The sequence below is a fragment of the Aestuariispira insulae genome (assembly GCF_003385955.1).
GTDB lineage: Bacteria > Pseudomonadota > Alphaproteobacteria > UBA8366 > Aestuariispiraceae > Aestuariispira > Aestuariispira insulae.
The window spans coordinates 55,555-73,632 of the sequence record NZ_QRDW01000011.1 but is presented as its reverse complement, the minus strand read 5'-3'; the positions used below and the strand labels follow the sequence as shown (position 1 = coordinate 73,632).

General features: G+C 55.8%; 17 protein-coding genes. 2 read left to right on the top strand and 15 right to left on the bottom strand.

What is annotated here, in order from left to right:
- Nucleotide 1: 1 nt before the first annotated feature.
- The 8 genes from DFP90_RS19125 to DFP90_RS19090 all read right to left on the bottom strand — a co-directional run bounded on the left by DFP90_RS19125 (nt 2) and on the right by DFP90_RS19090 (nt 8,553).
- On the bottom strand, nt 2-706 hold the full coding sequence (locus tag DFP90_RS19125) for a 4'-phosphopantetheinyl transferase family protein (protein WP_181905459.1): 705 nt from the start codon (nt 704-706) through the stop codon (nt 2-4).
- Nucleotides 703-1,470, bottom strand: coding sequence for a thioesterase II family protein (locus DFP90_RS19120; RefSeq protein WP_115938407.1), 768 nt, complete (start codon nt 1,468-1,470; stop codon nt 703-705). Before DFP90_RS19120 ends, DFP90_RS19125 begins: the two co-directional genes overlap by 4 nt.
- A 152-nt stretch (nt 1,471-1,622) precedes the next feature.
- The gene (locus DFP90_RS19115; RefSeq protein ID WP_115938405.1) at nt 1,623-2,192 is read right to left on the bottom strand and encodes a PAS domain-containing protein; all 570 of its coding nucleotides are present in this window, start codon (nt 2,190-2,192) and stop codon (nt 1,623-1,625) included.
- 88 nt (nt 2,193-2,280) lie between these two features.
- Nucleotides 2,281-3,075, bottom strand: a complete 795-nt coding sequence (locus DFP90_RS19110; RefSeq protein WP_218044743.1) for a FadR/GntR family transcriptional regulator — start codon at nt 3,073-3,075, stop codon at nt 2,281-2,283.
- A complete protein-coding gene (locus DFP90_RS19105) occupies nt 3,065-4,072 on the bottom strand; it encodes an ABC transporter ATP-binding protein (protein WP_115938403.1) in 1,008 nt (335 codons plus the stop codon). The genes DFP90_RS19110 and DFP90_RS19105 overlap by 11 nt, the downstream gene beginning before the upstream one ends.
- Nucleotides 4,072-5,976, bottom strand: a complete 1,905-nt coding sequence (locus tag DFP90_RS19100; protein ID WP_115938401.1) for a dipeptide/oligopeptide/nickel ABC transporter permease/ATP-binding protein — start codon at nt 5,974-5,976, stop codon at nt 4,072-4,074. The genes DFP90_RS19105 and DFP90_RS19100 overlap by 1 nt, the downstream gene beginning before the upstream one ends.
- Complete coding sequence (locus tag DFP90_RS19095; RefSeq protein WP_115938399.1) at nt 5,973-6,920, bottom strand: ABC transporter permease; 948 nt, start codon at nt 6,918-6,920, stop codon at nt 5,973-5,975. The genes DFP90_RS19100 and DFP90_RS19095 overlap by 4 nt, the downstream gene beginning before the upstream one ends.
- A 58-nt stretch (nt 6,921-6,978) precedes the next feature.
- Complete coding sequence (locus DFP90_RS19090; RefSeq protein WP_218044742.1) at nt 6,979-8,553, bottom strand: ABC transporter substrate-binding protein; 1,575 nt, start codon at nt 8,551-8,553, stop codon at nt 6,979-6,981.
- Nucleotides 8,554-8,663: 110 nt separating this feature from the next.
- Between DFP90_RS19090 and DFP90_RS19085 the strand changes: the two genes are divergently transcribed.
- Entirely contained in the window at nt 8,664-9,956 is a 1,293-nt protein-coding gene (locus DFP90_RS19085; RefSeq protein ID WP_115938395.1) for a Zn-dependent hydrolase, read from the top strand.
- A gap of 15 nt (nt 9,957-9,971) precedes the next feature.
- On the opposite strand, the gene DFP90_RS19080 is transcribed toward DFP90_RS19085, so the two are convergent.
- Genes DFP90_RS19080 through DFP90_RS19070 form a run of 3 tightly spaced genes read right to left on the bottom strand, consistent with a single transcriptional unit; the run spans nt 9,972 to nt 12,069 of the window.
- Entirely contained in the window at nt 9,972-10,379 is a 408-nt protein-coding gene (locus tag DFP90_RS19080; protein WP_115938393.1) for a Fur family transcriptional regulator, read from the bottom strand.
- Between the two features lie 6 nt (nt 10,380-10,385).
- Nucleotides 10,386-11,204: a metal ABC transporter permease gene (locus DFP90_RS19075; protein WP_115938391.1), complete on the bottom strand. Its 819-nt coding sequence runs from the start codon at nt 11,202-11,204 to the stop codon at nt 10,386-10,388.
- Nucleotides 11,194-12,069, bottom strand: a complete 876-nt coding sequence (locus tag DFP90_RS19070; RefSeq protein WP_218044741.1) for an ATP-binding cassette domain-containing protein — start codon at nt 12,067-12,069, stop codon at nt 11,194-11,196. Before DFP90_RS19070 ends, DFP90_RS19075 begins: the two co-directional genes overlap by 11 nt.
- A 112-nt stretch (nt 12,070-12,181) precedes the next feature.
- On the opposite strand from DFP90_RS19070, the gene DFP90_RS19065 reads away from it, so the two are divergent.
- Nucleotides 12,182-13,327 carry a zinc ABC transporter substrate-binding protein gene (locus tag DFP90_RS19065; protein WP_115938389.1) on the top strand — a complete coding sequence of 382 codons (1,146 nt, stop codon included), beginning with the start codon at nt 12,182-12,184 and terminating at the stop codon, nt 13,325-13,327.
- 128 nt (nt 13,328-13,455) lie between these two features.
- On the opposite strand, the gene DFP90_RS19060 is transcribed toward DFP90_RS19065, so the two are convergent.
- Genes DFP90_RS19060 through DFP90_RS19045 form a run of 4 tightly spaced genes read right to left on the bottom strand, consistent with a single transcriptional unit; the run spans nt 13,456 to nt 17,988 of the window.
- Nucleotides 13,456-14,598 carry a toxic anion resistance protein gene (locus DFP90_RS19060; protein WP_115938387.1) on the bottom strand — a complete coding sequence of 381 codons (1,143 nt, stop codon included), beginning with the start codon at nt 14,596-14,598 and terminating at the stop codon, nt 13,456-13,458.
- 32 nt (nt 14,599-14,630) lie between these two features.
- Nucleotides 14,631-15,725, bottom strand: coding sequence for a hypothetical protein (locus DFP90_RS19055; protein ID WP_115938385.1), 1,095 nt, complete (start codon nt 15,723-15,725; stop codon nt 14,631-14,633).
- Nucleotides 15,722-16,387 (bottom strand): 5-bromo-4-chloroindolyl phosphate hydrolysis family protein, encoded by a 666-nt coding sequence (locus DFP90_RS19050; RefSeq protein WP_115938383.1) that lies wholly within the window; start codon nt 16,385-16,387, stop codon nt 15,722-15,724. The genes DFP90_RS19055 and DFP90_RS19050 overlap by 4 nt, the downstream gene beginning before the upstream one ends.
- The gene (locus DFP90_RS19045; RefSeq protein ID WP_115938381.1) at nt 16,387-17,988 is read right to left on the bottom strand and encodes a substrate-binding domain-containing protein; all 1,602 of its coding nucleotides are present in this window, start codon (nt 17,986-17,988) and stop codon (nt 16,387-16,389) included. Before DFP90_RS19045 ends, DFP90_RS19050 begins: the two co-directional genes overlap by 1 nt.
- Nucleotides 17,989-18,078 lie beyond the last annotated feature (90 nt).

The following is an 18,078-nucleotide window of genomic DNA, read 5'->3' as shown; positions in this document are numbered from 1 at the left end:
TCTAGTCAAGATCCAGGCAGGCCAGTTCAACATCGCGGACACCCTCCGGAATGGCGATGGCGCAGCCAACCCCATCAAAGGGCAACGCCATATCCCGCAACCGATGCCCGCTTGCCAGATGGGTGTCCGGCATATCATCATCAAGGCAGGTATTCAGGGAAGGCAGATCATTTAAGATGCCCTGTCCGGTCGCTTTCAGCAGTGCTTCCTTGCGGGTCCAGCATTTCAGGAAGGCTTCCCTGCCCTTATCCGCCCCCTGTTCTTCAATCCATTGCCGCTCATTGGGGTGGCAGACCATATCATGGAGATTTTCATGCCGTTTCATCTTGGCGAGCGCCTCAACATCCACCCCCACCGCGCCAGCGCGACTGAACAGCACCGCAACCAGTCCGGCCCCGTGGGAAATATTGAATTCTGCACTGCCTGGCAGAAAAGGTTTGCCATTCTCACCAACGGAAAAGGACCGGGTTTCTCCATCACCCATCAATAACCAGCGGACCAGCAGACGGCCATGGGCATAGGCATTCCGGTCCCGGTCAAAGCGATAGCGATCCCGCCGGTCCTGTTCTTCCGGCAGCAACTGCCCCTCTGGCGGTCCCGGCGCCTCGATAGGAACCACCGCCAGCAGGGCAATCTCGGGGCGGGCTTGCAGAGCCTGCCAACGAGATCGCAGTTGCAAGTACCATTGACCGATTGAACCCGTCATGAAAGCGCCAACACCCCTGCATGCCGGATCAACCGTTCGCATATCAGCGCCGGTTTCTCTTCAATGAAAAAATGATCACCCGGCACTTGATCCAGGTGATAGGGGCCCGCCGCCAACTGTTGCCAACCGGTCATGTTTTCCATCGGCACAATCTGATCCCTCTCACCGGCAAAGGCATGTACAGGTACCGGGGTCCTTTCACGGCTGGATGGCTGGTAGCTGCGGCAGATGCGAAAATCGGACTGGATGGTCGGCAACAGCAGATCCAGCAATTCCTCACTGGCAGCAACCTCGGCAAAGCCCGGATTAAAGGCCGTCAGTGCCGCGACCTGCTGCGCACGGTCTTTTCCTTCGAGATCCGGCAGCCGCCTCTTGGCATAAGGATCATTGGAGGCGCAGATGAACAACGCCTCAGGCCTGGCCAGGCCCGTCGCCATCAGTTGCAGACATAATTCATAGGCAATCCATCCGCCCATGCTGGACCCGAACAGGATATAGGGCGCGCCTTCAAAAGCCGGCATCGCCGGCAAAAGTAGCTCCATGACCTGATCCATGTTGTCCGGCCCCGCCTCGCCAAGCCGGGCACCACGCCCGGGCAATTGCACCGGCATTACCTGAATATGAGGCGATAATGCTGGCTGCCAGCGGTTATACAGGCTGGTATCGCCGCCCGCCTGCGGAAGGAACAGCACATTTAAGCGCCGCTTGTCGGGTTTAGTCTTAAAAAGCCGCGCATAGGCAGACCAGTCTGTCCGCATCGACATTTCTATCCTTCCCTGTTTCGGATCATGACCGCAGATCGTCCTGACAGATTCTTTGTCCCGAACGGTTTTTGCAAGCGTCTAAATCCCGTCTGCGGCTTAAGCCTTTTGTCTAATGCGTGAAGGATAGCGGATGGTTTGGTTTGCAACCGCACTCAGTCCGAGAAATCCGGGATACCATTGCCGATATCGATGAAATCGCGCCGTGCGACATTGAATTTCAGGAGCTGGTCATCGATCAACTCATGGATTTTGACCGAATCAATCAGGTTGCTGTGAAACAGTAACATTCTATGGCCTGAAATCTTATCCTCAAATGGAAAGCCCATCGCCTCCGAATAGATCGTCCGTCCGCTGGACTGCTTCTGCAGGAGGATAACCCGCATGCCAACTGGATGATGGCCCATCAGCCACAAGGCCTCTGACGCTTTCTCCTGCCGGTCGGGAGCCACGAATTCCAGGTAGTTCCGACCGGTGACATCCCCACCGTATTTTTCCACCAACCGTGTGCCGACAAGACGGATCCGGATCCGATCCGGCGCCTCCAATTCATGAAGGATAAGGTTGGAGAGCAGTTTGGGTACCTCTTCCGGACGAAATGCCGATTTATCCGGCATGATACGCCTCCCGCGAAGGGCAAACCATTTTTCCATGAATAACCGGTTATCCTCATGAAGGATATCCAGTTTCCGGGCCGCTTGCAGGCATTCAGCCGCCATGGTCATTTCTGCCTCAGTCAGTGTTTTCCTCACGCTCGATTATGACGGCGGAGGTTTTAACAAACTGATAAATCCTGTCGGTTTCAATTGGGAATCACTTATCCCCTACCCGCAGAAAACCACGTTTCATCTCGGCCTCGCAGCTTTCCATATAGGCCTGGGCAGCACACATATGCTCAAACATGATCTCACGGGCGGCTTCCGCATTTCCAGCTTTCAATGCCTGAAGCAGGCGCAGTTGATAATGCAGGGCATGCTGCCGCAATTCCGGATTGGGTTTTTCATAGATATGCTGGCAAACAGTCTGGTTGCGCAAAAGATTCTGCAGGAATCCGCAAAAGAACCCCAACAAGGGATTGGGGCATAATTCTGCCAAAACCGTATGGAAATCCAGCTCCGCGAGGCGTTGTTCATATTCTTCACCCCGATTTTCCGGCGGATGATCATAGAGCCGCAACGTGTCTTCCAAGCGCTTAAAATCCTCATCCTTCAACAGACCGATTACACTAACGGCCAAGTCCGGTTCCAGGCGGCGGCGCAGCTGGTAAATATCGGAGATGGTTGGCTGGCGGAAAAAAAAGAAGTTGGCGAGCAATTCCATCGCCCGACCGCCGTCGATATCGGCAACAAACGCCCCGCCACCCGGTCCGGTACGGGTTTTAATCAAACCCTGGGTTTCCAAGGATTTCAGTGATTCCCTCACCGTGCCCTTGGACGCTTCAAACTCCCGGATCAGATCCGGTTCCTGTGGCAATCGGTCACCGGGCTGCATATCCCGCTCGACGATCCAGTCCTTGATACGGTCACAGATTTCGTCGGTGCGCTTACGCGGTTTGCGCGGCGCAGAAAGCGATCCCCGCTCCAACCCGTCGTTTTTATCACTGGTCACGCGTATTTTGACTTTCCTGGGGCCCGGTACCAACAGGATGGTAACAGGCGGTGTAATGCTGAATATCCACCACCGGGTTTAACGGTGGCATCGCCTCTCTACACTGTTGTGAGGCCTCAGCGCAACGGGGTGCAAAGGCGCAGCCCTTGGGCGGGTTCAGCGGATCCGGCAGTTCCGCCAACCCGTCTTCGCCCCGGACACCCCTTTTCCCCGGCAGCGGCACGGAATCAAAAAGCAGCTTCGTATATTGATGCCGGGGCTGCCGGAACAGGCTTTCCGACTCCGCCAGTTCCACCACCGAACCAAAATACATCACCATAACCCGGTCACTAACCGCTTCAACCACAGAAAGGTCATGACTGATGAAGATATAGGTCAGGCCGTATTTATCCTTCAAATCAGCCAGAAGGTTCAAAACCTGCGCCTGAACGGACACATCAAGCGCCGAGACAGGTTCGTCCAGCACCAGGATTTCCGGTTGTGCGGCAAGTGCACGCGCGATACCGATCCGTTGCGCCTGACCACCGGAAAATTCATGCGGATACCGATCCAGGAATTCCGGGCGTAGATTGACCGCATCCATCAATTCATCCAGTCTTCGGCGCCGGGCATCACGATCAAGCCCCAAAAGATGGATCATCGGCGCTTCCAGGGAAGCACGGATGGTCTTGCGCGGGTTCAATGAGCTGACAGGATCCTGAAACACATACTGAATCCGTTTGGCCAGGTCATGCCGCTGACGGGCGGACTGGGTATCCATGGCTGCGCCTTCCAGATAGATGTCACCGGACGTGGGACTGTCCAGCCCCACAAGCATCCGGGCCAGCGTGGATTTGCCACATCCGGATTCCCCGACAATCCCCAGCGTCTCGCCCCGCCGGACCTGCAACTCCATCTCTCTGACAGCATGAACCCCCGGTTTCTCCCGGCCAAAGAGTGTGCGCCCTCCCCCGAAAGTGCGCACCAGCTGTTTCGCTTCCAATATTGTCGCATCCATCAGGCAGCCTCCTTTGCCTTGCGACAGCGCACCGCGTGCCTGTCCGACATTTCTTCCAGCAACAGCTCTCCTTTCCGGCAATCGTCATCCGCCGCCTCACACCGGTCGGCGAAGGCACAGCCCGCGGGCAGGCGGTTCACAACCGGCGGCAGACCCGCTATCGCCTCCAGCCGTTTTTCCCGGCGTCCCATCACCGGCACACAATCAATCAGCTTCCGGGTATAGGGATGGGCGGGCCGGGTCAGGATCTGATCGGTGCTGCCAACCTCGACAATCCGTCCCGCATACATAACGGCCACCCGGTCACAGATTTCAGACACCACACCAAAATCATGGGTGATGAACAAGAGCGCCGCATCACTTTCCCGCTGCAATTCCTTCAACAGTTTCAGCACCTGCGCCTGAACGGTAACATCCAGGGCCGTGGTCGGCTCATCCGCCACCAGGATTTCGGCATCATTGGCCAGCGCCATGGCAATGCCGACCCGCTGGCGCATGCCACCCGACATTTGGTGGGGGTAATCATGGGCCCGCCGTTCCGCATTGGGAATGCGTACTTTGTTCAACAGTTCGACCGCCCGCTTCCAGGCTTCCGCCCGGCCTAGCGGCTGATGCGCGCGGATGGCCTCACAGATCTGGTCCCCCACCGTGAACAGCGGATGCAGGGTCGAGAGCGGATCCTGGAACACATAGGCAATTTTACCGCCACGCAGGGATTGCAACCGGGAGAGCGATGCGCCCAGCAGATCTTCCCCTTCATAGCGAACCTCGCCACCGGCAATCCTGCCCGGCGGTGTCGGCACCAGCCCCAACAGGGACATGGCGGTTACAGATTTTCCGGAACCTGATTCACCAACCAGCCCCAAACACTCTCCCGGCCTCAGATCAAAAGACACACCACCAACGGCTTTGTAGATTTCCTGCCCGACCTGAAACTCAGTGCGCAAATTCATGACTTCCATCGCCGTGCCGGTTTTCTGATCCCGGTTGCCAGGAGTAATATTCCTGGCGTCTTCCGTCTTGGCCATGGGCCGACTCAGAGCGCCCGATTTCAGCCTGGGATCCAGCACATCGCGGATGCCGTCCCCCATCAGGTTGATGCTCATCACCAGCAAAAAGATCATCAGCCCCGGTATGATCGACACATGCGGTGCGGTGAACAGCAGCTTGCGCCCCTCACCCAACATGGAACCCAGATCCGCCTGCGGCGGTTGCGCACCAAGGCCCAAAAAGCTCAAACCCGCCGTTTCCAGGATCATCCATCCCACCGTGGTCGACATGGTGATCACGATGGTCGGTAAAACATTGGGCAGAATTTCGGTCAGCAAAATGCGGATATGCCCTTTGCCGGAAAGCCTGGCCGCATCGACAAATTCACGGCGCGCCAGGCCCAGAGTCACCCCCCGGATGTTCCTGGCAAAGAAGGGGATATTGACGACCGCGATGGCATAAAGCGCATTCATCAAACCCGGCCCCAAAGCCGCAACAATGGCCAAAGCCAGCAGGATATAGGGGAAGGCCATCACCATATCGATGCCCCGCATCAGGCTATTGTCCACCTTGCCCCCGGCATAACCCGCAACCAGGCCGATCAGGGAACCAAAAAAAGCAGCAACAATGGTGGCCGACAGCCCGACCGCGATACTAACCTGCGTCCCCCAGAGAAGCCTGGATAGGAGATCCCGTCCCAGATGATCACTGCCCAGCAGATAGCCATCCCCCAAAGGGCGGATCAACCGTTGAGCCGGGGCCGTCTCATCGGGTGAAGCAAGCGGCAGAATAGGTGCCAAAAGGGCCAGCAGAATTATGACCGACAGGATCACTAAACCGGAAAGGGCCAGCCGGTTGTTCACGAACAAACGCCAGGCCGTCGGTCGGCCGGAATTTTTTTGTTTGCCACTCATGTTTTCAGCCTCGGATCCAGCTTATGTTGCAAAACATCCGCCAGCAGATTGAACAGAACATAACTTGCCGCGACGATCAGCACCCCACCTTGAACCAACAGGATATCGCGGGTGGCGATCGCCTGAACCAGCATCCGGCCGATACCGGGCCATTGGAAAACGGTTTCGATATAGACCGCCCCGCCCAGCACAAATCCGGCCTGGATCCCTATCACCGGGATAACACTGACCAGCGCGGATTTAAAAGCATGACGGGCGATCACCCGGCGTTCGCCCAGCCCTTTTGCCCGGGCGGTTCGGATATAATCCTGGCGCAGGATTTCAAGCATGGAAGCCCGGGTCAGCCGTGCGATCACGCCCGTCGCCACAACAGATAGCGTAATGGCCGGCAAGGTCAGATGCGCGATCAGATCCGGCAGATCCCCACCGCCATAAATTGCATACATGCCACTGGCCGGAAGCAGTTTCCACTCAACCGCAAACAGCAAGATCAATAATAGCCCCAACCAAAAGGATGGCAGGGAAATACCGATCAGAACAAATAGGGTAATCAGCCGGTCGCCCCAGCCAAATTGGCGCACGGCGGAATAAACACCCGCCAATAGGCCCAGAATGGAACATAGAAGAAGCGCAGAACCCGCCAGGATAAGCGTCGCGCCAAACCGCTCCAGCACTTCATCCAGCACCGGCCGATTCAGGCTGTAGGAGCGACCAAAATCACCCTGCAACATATTCCCCAGCCAGATCCAATATTGTTCCGCCAGGGACTTATCCAGCCCCAGCTGCCGGTTCAGCCGTTCGACATTTTCCGGGGTCGCATAAGACCCCAAAATCGCCGTTGCCGGATCTCCGGGGATCATGGCCATGATCAGAAAAACGATGATGGTTAGCCCGAAGAGAACGGGCACGGCATATAACAGCCGTTTGGCTATGTAACTGGACATCGGCCCCTGTTAGAAAAGGCCTCCGGCACAATCGCGCCGAAGGCCTCTTCCCCCCAATTCAGTTCTTGGTTACATCCCGCAGGATCAGGAAAAAGGACGGCTGCAAGGCAAAGCCCTCCACGCGGCTGCTTGTGGCCGCATTCTGTTTCCAGTTTGCGATGAAGGCCCAGGGGGCATCTTCGCGGACGATTTCCTGCATCTGCTTATAAAGCTTAGCCCGTTCGGCCTGATCCGTGGAGCTTCTTGCCGCTTCCAGCAGCTCATCAACCTTCGGATTGGAATAATAACCGGAGTTGAAACCCCCTTTGTCCGGCCAGGCATCGGTGCGCAACGCCAGATAGGGCAGCGTGTCCGGATCATTGGTCATCCAGGCCATTTCCGCCATATCCGCTTTGCCTTCCAACCCCGGGTTCACCTTGCCGAGGAAAGTATTCCATTCATAGGTCTCGATCTTCACATTCAGACCGACCTTCGCCAGATCCGCCTGGATCGCCGCTCCCATCGGGATGGGGTCCAACATGCCGGAACCGCCTTCGGTCACATAAAATGTCAGCTCCGCGCCATCATGGCCGGCTTCCTTGATCAGGCTTTTGGCTTTTTCCGGATCATAGGGATAGGGCTGCAAACTGTCGTTATAGGCCCAGGAAAACGCAGGCGGGGTAGGACCGGCCGCAACTTCCGCGGTTCCCTGCAAGACATTATTCACCAGCGCTGTTTTGTCGATCGCATAATTCACCGCCTGACGGACACGTTTATCCGCCAACGGGCCTTCTTTAGCATTCAGGATCAGGAACCAGACATGCGGGCCTGCCTGTTCATGCATCAGGAAGGTTGCATCATCGGCAAAGGTCGCCACATTGTCGGGTGGTACCTCAACCATCATATCGATCCCGCCGGACAGCATTTCGGCAACCCGGGTATTGGCATCGGTGATCGGACGGTAAACCACGGCTTCCAGCTTCGGCGCACCATCCCAATAATCATCATTGCGCACCACAACAACCTTGGCATTGCTCTCCCATTCGGCAAATTTAAAAGCACCGGTGCCGGAAGGGTTGCGGCCAAAATCCTTGCCATGCTGTTTCACCATCTCAGGTGAGACGATCAAACCCGTCGGATAGGCCAGGTTCGACAGAAAAGGCGCATAAGGCGCGCTCAACTGGAACTCGACCGTCAGCGCATCTTTGGCCGTCACATTTTCAATTGTGCTGAAGAAAAACGACAGCGGGAACGGGCCGGTCTCATGATAGGGATGGTTTTCATCCAACATCCGGTCAAAATTAAACTTCACCGCCTCCGCGGTCAGCGCGGAACCGTCATGGAATTTGACCCCATCGCGCAGCTTAAAGGTATAGGTCTTGCCATCCTCGCTGATGGTCCAGGATTCGGCCAGGGCAGGTTCGACCTGCAAGGTGCCGTCCTTGTAACGCACCAGACCGTCATAGACATTCATCAGAATGCGGAAATCATTGACCGCTGTAACCGCGTGCGGATCCAGCGATTTCGGTTCGGCGATCTGCCCCACGATCAGGACGTTCGGTGGTGTCTGCGCGACCGCGCCGACGGATGTCATGCCCAGGACGGCCAGCATTCCCAGCCATGCCGCGGTGAGCATTCGAGATAATCGTCTCATTGTTTTCCCCTGCTCCAAAGTGAATTTATCTGTTGTTCGATCCATTTTTATAATGATAAATAGAAATTATTCAATATTTATCATTATAATTATGACGAATGTAACCACTGATGGACTCAATACAAACCGATTCCACCTTAGAAAGTGTGGCGCAGCCCGTAAACCGGCTGCCTGAAAAATTCCACGTCAATGTCGATCGTCTGCGTGACGATCTGGACGGACTGAATACGTTTGGCTGTATTGCCGAAACCGGCGGCATCAGCCGCACCAGCTTTTCAGATGCCGATATGGAAGGGCGTCGCTGGCTAATGGCCGAGATGGAAAAAGCCGGTCTGTCGACGCGCATGGACGCGGTCGGCAATGTCTTCGGGCTCTGGCCCGCCAGCAACGCGCCGGTTGTCATGACCGGCTCTCATCTTGACACCGTGCCCAATGGCGGTCGTTTTGACGGCACATTGGGCGTGCTGGCGGGGCTTGAAGCGGTCCGTTCCCTGAAGGAACAAGGCTTCTCCCCCCGTTTCCCGATCGAGATACTCGCCACTTCCGAGGAGGAGGGCCGTTTCGGCGGCATGCTCGGCAGCCAGGCCCTTGCCGGGGCCATTGATCCGGACTGGCTGGAAACCACACAGGATGACAGCGGCACCTTGCTGAAAGATGCCATGGCACAACATGGCTTGGATGCCAGACAAGCCTTGCAATTGAAATATCAAACCCCAATCCGCGCCTTTATCGAGCTGCATATCGAACAGGGACCGGTTCTCGATCGCAAAAATATACCGGTCGGGATCGTAGAGGGTATTTCCGGCTGCGCCAATTATTCCATCACCTTGTCCGGACGGTCTAATCATGCCGGCACCACACCAATGGACATGCGCGCCGATGCCTTTGCCGGGCTCGCCGAATTCGCCAGCGCCATACCCCAGATCATTGAACAGGCCGGCAGCGACCAAAGCCGCCTGACCATTGGCCAGGTCGAGTTGAAACCCAATTATCCCCACACCATACCGGGCCGTGCCACCTTCACCCTGATCTTGAGGGATATGGAAGAAAACATCATGACGACTCTCGCCGAAATTTGCGCCGGCAGATTGTCTGACATAGCACGCCATCACGATTTGCAGCTAGATATCCGTCAGGTAAGCTGGCTGAGCCCGGTCCCGTGCAACCCGGATATCCAGCGGTTGCTCGCGGATGAGGCCGATCATTTGTCGCTGGGCTCATTAACCATGCCCAGCGGGGCTGGGCATGATTGTCAATTCATGGCCAATCTCGCACCATCAGGCATGATCTTTGTCCCAAGCATCAACGGCGTCAGCCATTCCCCGCTCGAAGATACGAATTGGAGGGATATTGAAGCGGGTGCCAGGCTACTGGCCAACGCCCTTGCCCGCCTTGCCTCCTAGAGAAACATCCAGCCGTCAGCCTCGACAAACGGCACAGATGCCGCGCAGCTCAATAATAGACCGCCTCAAAGCGAAGTCACCGGCTGCGGCGATCTTTTCGAGGCGCCCGCCTAGTTTGTCATCATTAACTTCCGCCACCTGACCGCATTTCTCGCAGATCGTGAAAGCGACCGTCTCATGGCTGTAGCAGTCTGGATGGGCACAGGCAACAAAGGCGTTCAGGCTCTCCAGCTTATGAACCACGCCGAACTCCACCAGCTTATCCAAAGCACGATAGACCTGCAGCGGCGCCCGAAAACCTTCTTCACGCAGTTGATCCAGAATGGTATAGGCGCTCAATGGCGCCTGCGCACTGTTCAACGCGCCATAAACCAAAGCCTGGTTTTTGGTCATTTCGGGGAGCTCATGATTATGGTCGGCCATGAGAAGTCATTCCCCCTGCTTGGTTGTGAAACGGGCGATCCTTGCCGCCGCCCCGCTCAGGCTTAGCAGAAACAGGGCCAGGGCCGCCACCACAATCGTCGGCCCCGATGGCGTATCCCATTGCAATGAACCATAAAGCCCGCCAGTCACCGACAAAGCCCCGATCACCGCAGCCAGAACGGCCATCTGTTCCGGCCCTTGCGCAAAACGTCTTGCGGTTGCTGCCGGAATGATCAGCATCGCGGTTATCAGCAAAACGCCGACGATCTTCATGGCTATGGCAATTACAGTCGCCATCAACAGCATGAAGACCAAATTCGCCCCGTCCGGGTTCATTCCTTCCGCCTCGGCAAGCTCCCGATTGACGGTCGCGGCAAACAGCCGGTTCCAGATCAGCGCCAGCACAAGGAGAATCAAGGCGCCACCACCATATATGACCGCAATATCTGGCTTCGATACAGCCAGAATGTCACCAAACAGGAATCCCATCAGATCAATTCGGACCCAGGTCATGAAGGCCAGAACCACCAACCCTAACGCCAGGGAGGAATGGGCCAAAAGCCCCAAAAGCGAATCTGAGGATAAGGTCGCCCGGCGCTGTAACAGCAGCAACGTCACGGAAACAACAGCCGAGACAATAAAGACCGCCAAAGTGATATTCATTTCCAGCAGGAACGCCATCGCCACCCCCAGCAACGCCGCATGGGAAAGCGTATCTCCGAAATAGGCAAGCCGCCGCCAGACAATGAAACAGCCGAGCGGCCCGGCAACCACAGCCACCCCTACGCCGGCAACCAGCGCACGGACAAAGAAATCATCCAGCATGACCGGCCTGCCCCTTCTCTGTTTTCTCTTCCCCCGCCATCACCTCCGGATCCTTTTGATGATCGCTGTCATGATCATGATGACCATCTTCATGATGGCAATGTTCAGTGATGCTGCCATCTGCGTGGCGCACCCGTCCGTCGGGCAGGTGGGTGTGATCGTGATGATGTTCGTATACTGCGATGGCCGAGGCGCTGTGGGTCCCGAACAATCGCTGATATTCCGGACTGGCCGCCACCGTGGTCGGCGCGCCCTGACAGCAAACATGCCCATTCAAGCACACCACCTGATCCGTTGCCGCCATCACCACATGCAAATCATGGGAAATCATTAGGATTCCGCAACCCAGCTCCTGCCGGATGCTGCCAATCAGCTCATAAAGTGCAATCTCGCCGGAATAATCGACTCCCTGCACCGGCTCGTCCAGCACCAGAAGATCCGGTTTGCGGGCAATCGCCCTGGCCAGCATGGCGCGCTGAAACTCGCCACCGGACAAGACCCGGACCTCGGCTTGGCGCAGATGGCTGATATTGGTCCGAGCCAACGCGTTATCCAATTCTGCCACTGGAATACGCCCGGTCAGATGCATGAACCGTTCAACGGTCAGCGGCAAGGTCCAATCGACCGCCACTTTTTGTGGCACATAACCGACCCGCAGCTTTGATTTGCGCTCTACAGCGCCTTCATCCGGGCGCAAAACCCCCAACGCCATTTTCGCCGTGGTGGATTTGCCCGATCCGTTCGGACCGATCAACGTGACGATTTCTCCCGGCCGCACCGTCAGATCGACATTGCGCACAAGCCACCTGCCCGCACGCTCGATCCCCGCCGAAGACAGGGATACCAGGGGGGTTAACTCCTTCAACCCGGATACTCCAGAAAATGCATTTCCATTATTGCCTGCGGTTATGACATACGTTATACCGTTACGCAATAACGTTACATAATAACATCACATCCCGCTTGGAGATAAAATTATGAACCCGTTCCGCAGCTTGCTGATCACGGCAACCAGTTTGGCTTTGACCGCAACAACCGCTTATGCGGAACCGAAAGTGATCACCTCCATCAAACCGGTCCATTCCCTGGTCGCGGCGGTGATGGATGGGGTAGGAGAGCCGGAACTGATTATCGAAGGTGCTTCCTCCCCCCATACTTACAGCCTGAAACCGTCCCAGGCGGCCAGCCTGCAAGAGGCAGAAATTATTTTCTGGGTCGGCCCGCAATTGGAAGCCTTTCTGGAGAAGCCGATCAACAGCATTGCCGGAAATGCAAAATCGGTTGCACTGATCGAGAGCCACGGCCTGATCAAGCTGCCTTTCCGCGAGGGCGGTGCGTTTGAAGCCCATAACCATGATGACCATGCTCATGAGCAACATGAAGAACATGAGCATGACAAACATGCCCATGAGAAACATGAAGAACATGGCCATGACGAACACGCCCATGAGAAACATGAAGAGCATGAAGAGCATGCCCATGAGAAACATGAAGAGCATGAGCATAACGATCATGCCCATGAGAAACATGAAGAACATGAGCATGACGAACATGCCCATGAGAAACATGAAGAACATGAGCATGACGATCACGGTCATGGTGAATTCGATGCACATCTCTGGCTGGATCCTGTGAATGCCAAGGCCTTCCTTCACGAGATAGAAGAAGTCCTGGTCGCCACAGATCCGGGAAATGCCGCCCGTTATGAAGCCAATGCCAAGCAGATGAGCGAAAAACTGGACCAACTGATCCATGATGCAACCCACATGCTTGAGCCGGTCCGTACCCAGGAGTTTGTGGTGTTCCACGACGCCTATCAATATTTTGAAAAACGCTTTGGCCTGAACGCCACCGGCTCCATCACGGTTAATCCCGATGTACGCCCTGGCGCCGAACGCATCCGTGAGATCCAAAAACAGGTGAAATCTCTGAAAGCCGGCTGTGTGTTTTCAGAACCACAATTCGATCCGAAACTGGTCTCGGTGATTCTGGAAGGCACGAACGCAAAAACCGGTGCGCTTGATCCCTTGGGAGCCTCAATCCAACCTGGTGCCGATATGTATCTGCAGTTGATTGAAAAGATGGCCGCCTCGATGAAGGCATGCCTATCGCCGTCAAGCTAATACAAGGCCAGATGATTTGACGAGGCGATATCTAAGGATGTTGCCAGTAAAGACCGATTGCTCCAGACCAGATAAGGGGCGGTTCAGAAATGAACCGCCCCTTATCATACCACTCTCGACGGACCGGTTCAGACCGTAGTTTGGATTTCAGCCAATTCCTGCGTCACGGTCTGCAAACGCTTATGGGCGTCCTCACGTGCCGCAGCATTCTGGCTTTCGATCTGGCGGGCCTGTTGTTCGGTTTCTTTCAATTTGGCCGCCATGGTTTCCAGCAGCACCAGTTCGGTTTCAAACTGGCCCTGGCTGGCCTTGGCTTCCAGATAACTGTCGTTGGCGGCATTGGCCGTGATTTCCCGCAATTCACGACTGATCTCGCGACGCTTTTCCGCGCCAACCCTGGCATCCTTGATGGTTCTCAGCGCGGTCAACTGTAAGATTGCCTGTTTCATCTGCGGGATATCCACCAGCAGGGTATCGACAATGTCCGCCAGGGCGATCTTGGTGGTTTCCTGGATCTGGCGGATCTGCGGCAAATTCTGGGCCGCATTGGCATAGGCCGTATGCAGGCGAACAATCCTGGTCAGGAAAGACTCCACGTTGCCGCGAAAGTCCCGATACTGATTGACCACCACCGGATCCTTCGATGCCTGAGCCTGTTCCAAGCGGATTTTCGATTCCGCCACCAGGCGCAATCCGGCCTGTTCACCGGCGGCAATATAGACCTTCAGATCCTGGAGGTTCTTTTCCGTCGCCTCGTAATTCATATCCAGTTGGGTATTGGCCGCCAGCAACTCATCCTTCTTGACCGCAATCTGCCGTTCCATTTCATCAAAATGCTTGATGATGAAATCCTTGCGATGTTTGAAATAGAGAAAGGCGGATATCTGACGGGCAATCCACGGCCCGATCAGCGGGATCTGGTTCAGGAAATAGGCAAAGCTCGAACCGCCATGATCCAACTCGGCTCGCATTTCCCTAATTTTGGCTTCTTCCATGCCGCGCGACAGGGCAATCACCAGATCACCGCCAACCCCTGCATCCTCTGTGCGGACCGTTCGAAGCAGACTGTCAAAAACAGCGGAAACCTCGCGCTGCGGTTTTGCCCCATAGGTCAGCAACAGGTTTGAGTCTGTTGCGTCTACCATCTCGGCCAGGTCCCGGACCCGTTTCCAACCGTCCTCTGAAAATTCCGTTTCTTCAAAAATCACCGCTTCCGCCGGCATCATCACCGGCACAAGATCGGTTGCGCCTTTTATTGCAGTCTCACTCATCCCTCTTCCCCTTCATATTGAGCCGCACACCCTCAGGCATCCGGATCGATCAGCTTGATTATTTTTTCCATGGCTTCGGCGCCAGGCATCGGCATCACGCTGGTGATGGTTTTCGGTAGGCCTTCAATTTCAACGGCACTGGTATCGGTCAGGCGGTCCTTCAAACCCGAGCGGAAACCATGTTCGCGCCAGGCAATTTCCTGGATCTCTTCGTCTGACAGCGCTTCAATCAGCCTCTTACCCTTGGTATTCAGCGCAATCACCGGATGTGAAGCCCAAATGGTCGGTTGCGGATAGAGGGTGATGACCTCCTTCCGGATCAGATCCCGATAGCGCTCATTGGCGATGAAAAACTCCACGAGCTGGTTTTCATAACCAACGATGATCGGTTTGGCACCAATCCCGGTATCCAGGTATTTCCGGAAAATATCCCCCGAAGAATGCTCCATATGGCCGAGAGACTTGAAGAACGATTGGATCGTGGGTCCATGTGTTGCCACATCCTGCAGACCGGCCACACGCCCGCCCGACAGCATATTGGCAATAAGGCCGGAAAACATATTGCCGGAATTGGACTTGGCAGGATTGGTGGATTGAACGGCAACCTTACCCCATAGGGCCTTCACGCCAATTTCCTTCCAGTCTTTTTTTGCCAGAACCAATTGGATCATGGCCTGGGTATCCACCACGTAAAAGACATTGTCCTGTTTCTCGACAATGCCCTGCTGGATCAACGCTTCAGCAATCGGCTTCCAGGTATACATCACGATCGGAGAGTTGAAGATCAGCTCGTCCGCCACAGGCTTGCCATGCCGGTTATTGTATATTTCCGCCGCCACTTCGTTGGATGGCCAGAGCGCGTCGATATCCCCCGCGGGCTTGTCCGTCACCATGGCAATGGAACCGGCCTTCCGCGCATCCAGAGTGATGCCATACCGCTGATCGAGGATCTTCAGGATCCCTTCATTGCGGAGAAATTCGATTTTTTCCCCACCGACCAGCGCCGTGATGGTGACATCATCCGGACGGTCGGCCCGCTTGAGAATATCGCCCCCCATTCGATCCACCGCAATCACGCCGCCAACAATGACCAGCAGAGCAACCACGCCGATAACAATATTCTTCATGATACAGCCTCCTTGCGCAGCGCCTTGGCCGCGACTTTTTCCAATCCATGCTCTAACCGCAGCGACGTTTCCAGATTGCGGCCGGCCTGTTCCAGGGCCGATACATCATGGCGCAGCATGGCGTTATACTGCGCAGCGAAGGCGGCCTCAATCCCCGCAAACCGTTCCCGGCAGCGATCGATATAGGCGCGCCCGCTCTCATCCAATAAGGGGTCGGTCACCAGCCTGGAATAAACCTCGACCAGTTCCACCGCCTTATTCACATGCTGTTCGCGGAACCGGGCTGTTGTAAGGATCTCGGCAGGGTCTTCATTGAAATGCCGGTAGATGGATACCAGCACATCCATGATCCCGGCCACGCGCAGATGCGCTTCATCCGCGACCGGTATGGCATCATGCGCATCACGCACCCTGCCCAGGATATGCCCCCCTTCACCGGTCACCTTTTTCTGATCCGCCAGACTGACCCCAGGGGCGATCATAACTTCATGATCTTCCCGTTGTTTCGGCACAACCAGAATCATAACGACAAAAGCCGCCAACGCCGCAGCAATCACAACCCACTCATGCAGTTGTGTGGCAAAATACAAGACCACTCCGACAACTGCCGCCATGGTGACAGCCAGAGCAACACGGACCGTGTCTTTCAGACCATCTGTCATCAGTTTGCATATCCCCGGGCATTGCGGAACGCATCCACCAGCCCCTTACGCCCGTCAAACACTCGGGCGGCACTGGCTTTGGCCAATTGCTCTACCTGGGTTTCAGAGGCCTGCCCGAACAGGATGGAGAAGATCGGCTTGTTTGCCGCCGGATCCGGCGACAGCCGCTCCAGCACCATGGACGGCGCCCCTTGGGATTGGCCGTCGGTCAGCAACAGAATCATTTGGCTATGGGTGTCGCCGTGACCGGATTCATTCAAGATTGTCAGGCCGCGTGCGGACGCTGCATAAATATCCGTGCCGCCATTGGGCTTATATTCCTCGATCTGCCGGAACATCTGTTCAAGGGATGTCGCGGAATTCCCCGTCGCTTTCCAGATGGCCAACGGGCTGTCATTAAAGGGTACCGCATAAAATATGTCATCCGCCGTGGTCTCCAGGAAAAATGTCTTGGATTTCACTTCCAACAGCAGATTGGAAAGGGCCTCCACCAATTGGTGGTTGCCGTCACCGGTCATGGAACCGGAATAATCCAGCAGGAAAACAATTTCGGAAGGACGGCGGGTTTCCCCTTGATACACCCGCAATGCGGCCTCAATCACGGATTGCTCGGGAATGGTCAGGGCGGTAATGGCCCGCCCGGTATCAATGCACCAATCTTTACGGAACACTGTGTCGCTGAGAGTGGAAGAAGAAAGCCCCAGCGGCCCGACCCGGCGGCCGGATGCCGCCAGTTTAGCCTGAACCTTATCGGACAGAAGATGTTCCTGAAGCTTCAGAAAAAATGCCTCGATCGCCTGATCATCATCACTGTCGCCTTTATCCACATAGGCAAGCGGGGAATCCGCTATCGCCAGACCATCGGCCGGATAAATCGCACAAAGCGGTTCACCGCCGGCGCGTTCAAGGGCTTGGTTCACCTCAATGCCGACCGCTTCATAATTGAACATCGCATCCATGGCACCCGGATGTTCCAGATACAGATCACCAAGCCAGCCGGAGGAACCGGAAGTGCGATCGACCCCCTTGAGCAATTCAGCTACACGGGATTTCACCGCCGGGTCATTCACATGCGCCTCTGTCAGCACATTGGGACGGCCGGCCGCCGCCGACAACATCGCAAAATAGGCCATCGCCCCGGAATTGGACTGGGTGGCAGACGTCATGCCGAAGGTCAGGCCGCCTTCCGCCGCCGATACGATATCAGCCATGGTGACATCCCTGCCCGTCCAGCCAAGTGTTTCCGCTTTATTTTTCTTAACCCAGAAAACAACGGGAGAGCGCATGATCGATTTTTCATGTTTCACGACCCGCGCCAGATCGCCTAGCTCCAGCCACAAAGATGCCGCCGGCCAGACGATATCCGCCTCGGCCCGGGTTCCTTTTCGGATATCGAGCATGATATCAACCGAACCGCGCCCCTTGATTTCAAGGTCGATGCCCTGCTGATCCGCAAAATCCTGCACGATTGGAAACAGGGATTTATTCTCGGATCCTGAAATCAGGGTAACCGTCCGGCTGGTCCCGCCATCGTTACAGCCGGACAGCAACAACCCCAGCAGACCGGCAGCCATGCCGGTCAAAATTCTCTTGCGCAACATGTCTTCCCCCACACTTCAAATAGCTGCATACCCTATGAGTCTCACTCTAGGGGCAGATCCATTTCATACAAATGAAACTTTTTTGAAATC

Coding starts and splice junctions, on each gene's coding strand:
- DFP90_RS19090 (WP_218044742.1), bottom strand. CDS start 8,553: ATGAGACGATTATCTCGAATGCTCACCGCGGCATGGCTGGGAATGCTG.
- DFP90_RS19115 (WP_115938405.1), bottom strand. CDS start 2,192: ATGACCATGGCGGCTGAATGCCTGCAAGCGGCCCGGAAACTGGATATC.
- DFP90_RS19055 (WP_115938385.1), bottom strand. CDS start 15,725: ATGAAGAATATTGTTATCGGCGTGGTTGCTCTGCTGGTCATTGTTGGC.
- DFP90_RS19095 (WP_115938399.1), bottom strand. CDS start 6,920: ATGTCCAGTTACATAGCCAAACGGCTGTTATATGCCGTGCCCGTTCTC.
- DFP90_RS19075 (WP_115938391.1), bottom strand. CDS start 11,204: ATGCTGGATGATTTCTTTGTCCGTGCGCTGGTTGCCGGCGTAGGGGTG.
- DFP90_RS19125 (WP_181905459.1), bottom strand. CDS start 706: ATGACGGGTTCAATCGGTCAATGGTACTTGCAACTGCGATCTCGTTGG.
- DFP90_RS19045 (WP_115938381.1), bottom strand. CDS start 17,988: ATGTTGCGCAAGAGAATTTTGACCGGCATGGCTGCCGGTCTGCTGGGG.
- DFP90_RS19065 (WP_115938389.1), top strand. CDS start 12,182: ATGAACCCGTTCCGCAGCTTGCTGATCACGGCAACCAGTTTGGCTTTG.
- DFP90_RS19100 (WP_115938401.1), bottom strand. CDS start 5,976: ATGAGTGGCAAACAAAAAAATTCCGGCCGACCGACGGCCTGGCGTTTG.
- DFP90_RS19060 (WP_115938387.1), bottom strand. CDS start 14,598: ATGAGTGAGACTGCAATAAAAGGCGCAACCGATCTTGTGCCGGTGATG.
- DFP90_RS19080 (WP_115938393.1), bottom strand. CDS start 10,379: ATGGCCGACCATAATCATGAGCTCCCCGAAATGACCAAAAACCAGGCT.
- DFP90_RS19105 (WP_115938403.1), bottom strand. CDS start 4,072: ATGGATGCGACAATATTGGAAGCGAAACAGCTGGTGCGCACTTTCGGG.
- DFP90_RS19120 (WP_115938407.1), bottom strand. CDS start 1,470: ATGTCGATGCGGACAGACTGGTCTGCCTATGCGCGGCTTTTTAAGACT.
- DFP90_RS19085 (WP_115938395.1), top strand. CDS start 8,664: ATGGACTCAATACAAACCGATTCCACCTTAGAAAGTGTGGCGCAGCCC.
- DFP90_RS19050 (WP_115938383.1), bottom strand. CDS start 16,387: ATGACAGATGGTCTGAAAGACACGGTCCGTGTTGCTCTGGCTGTCACC.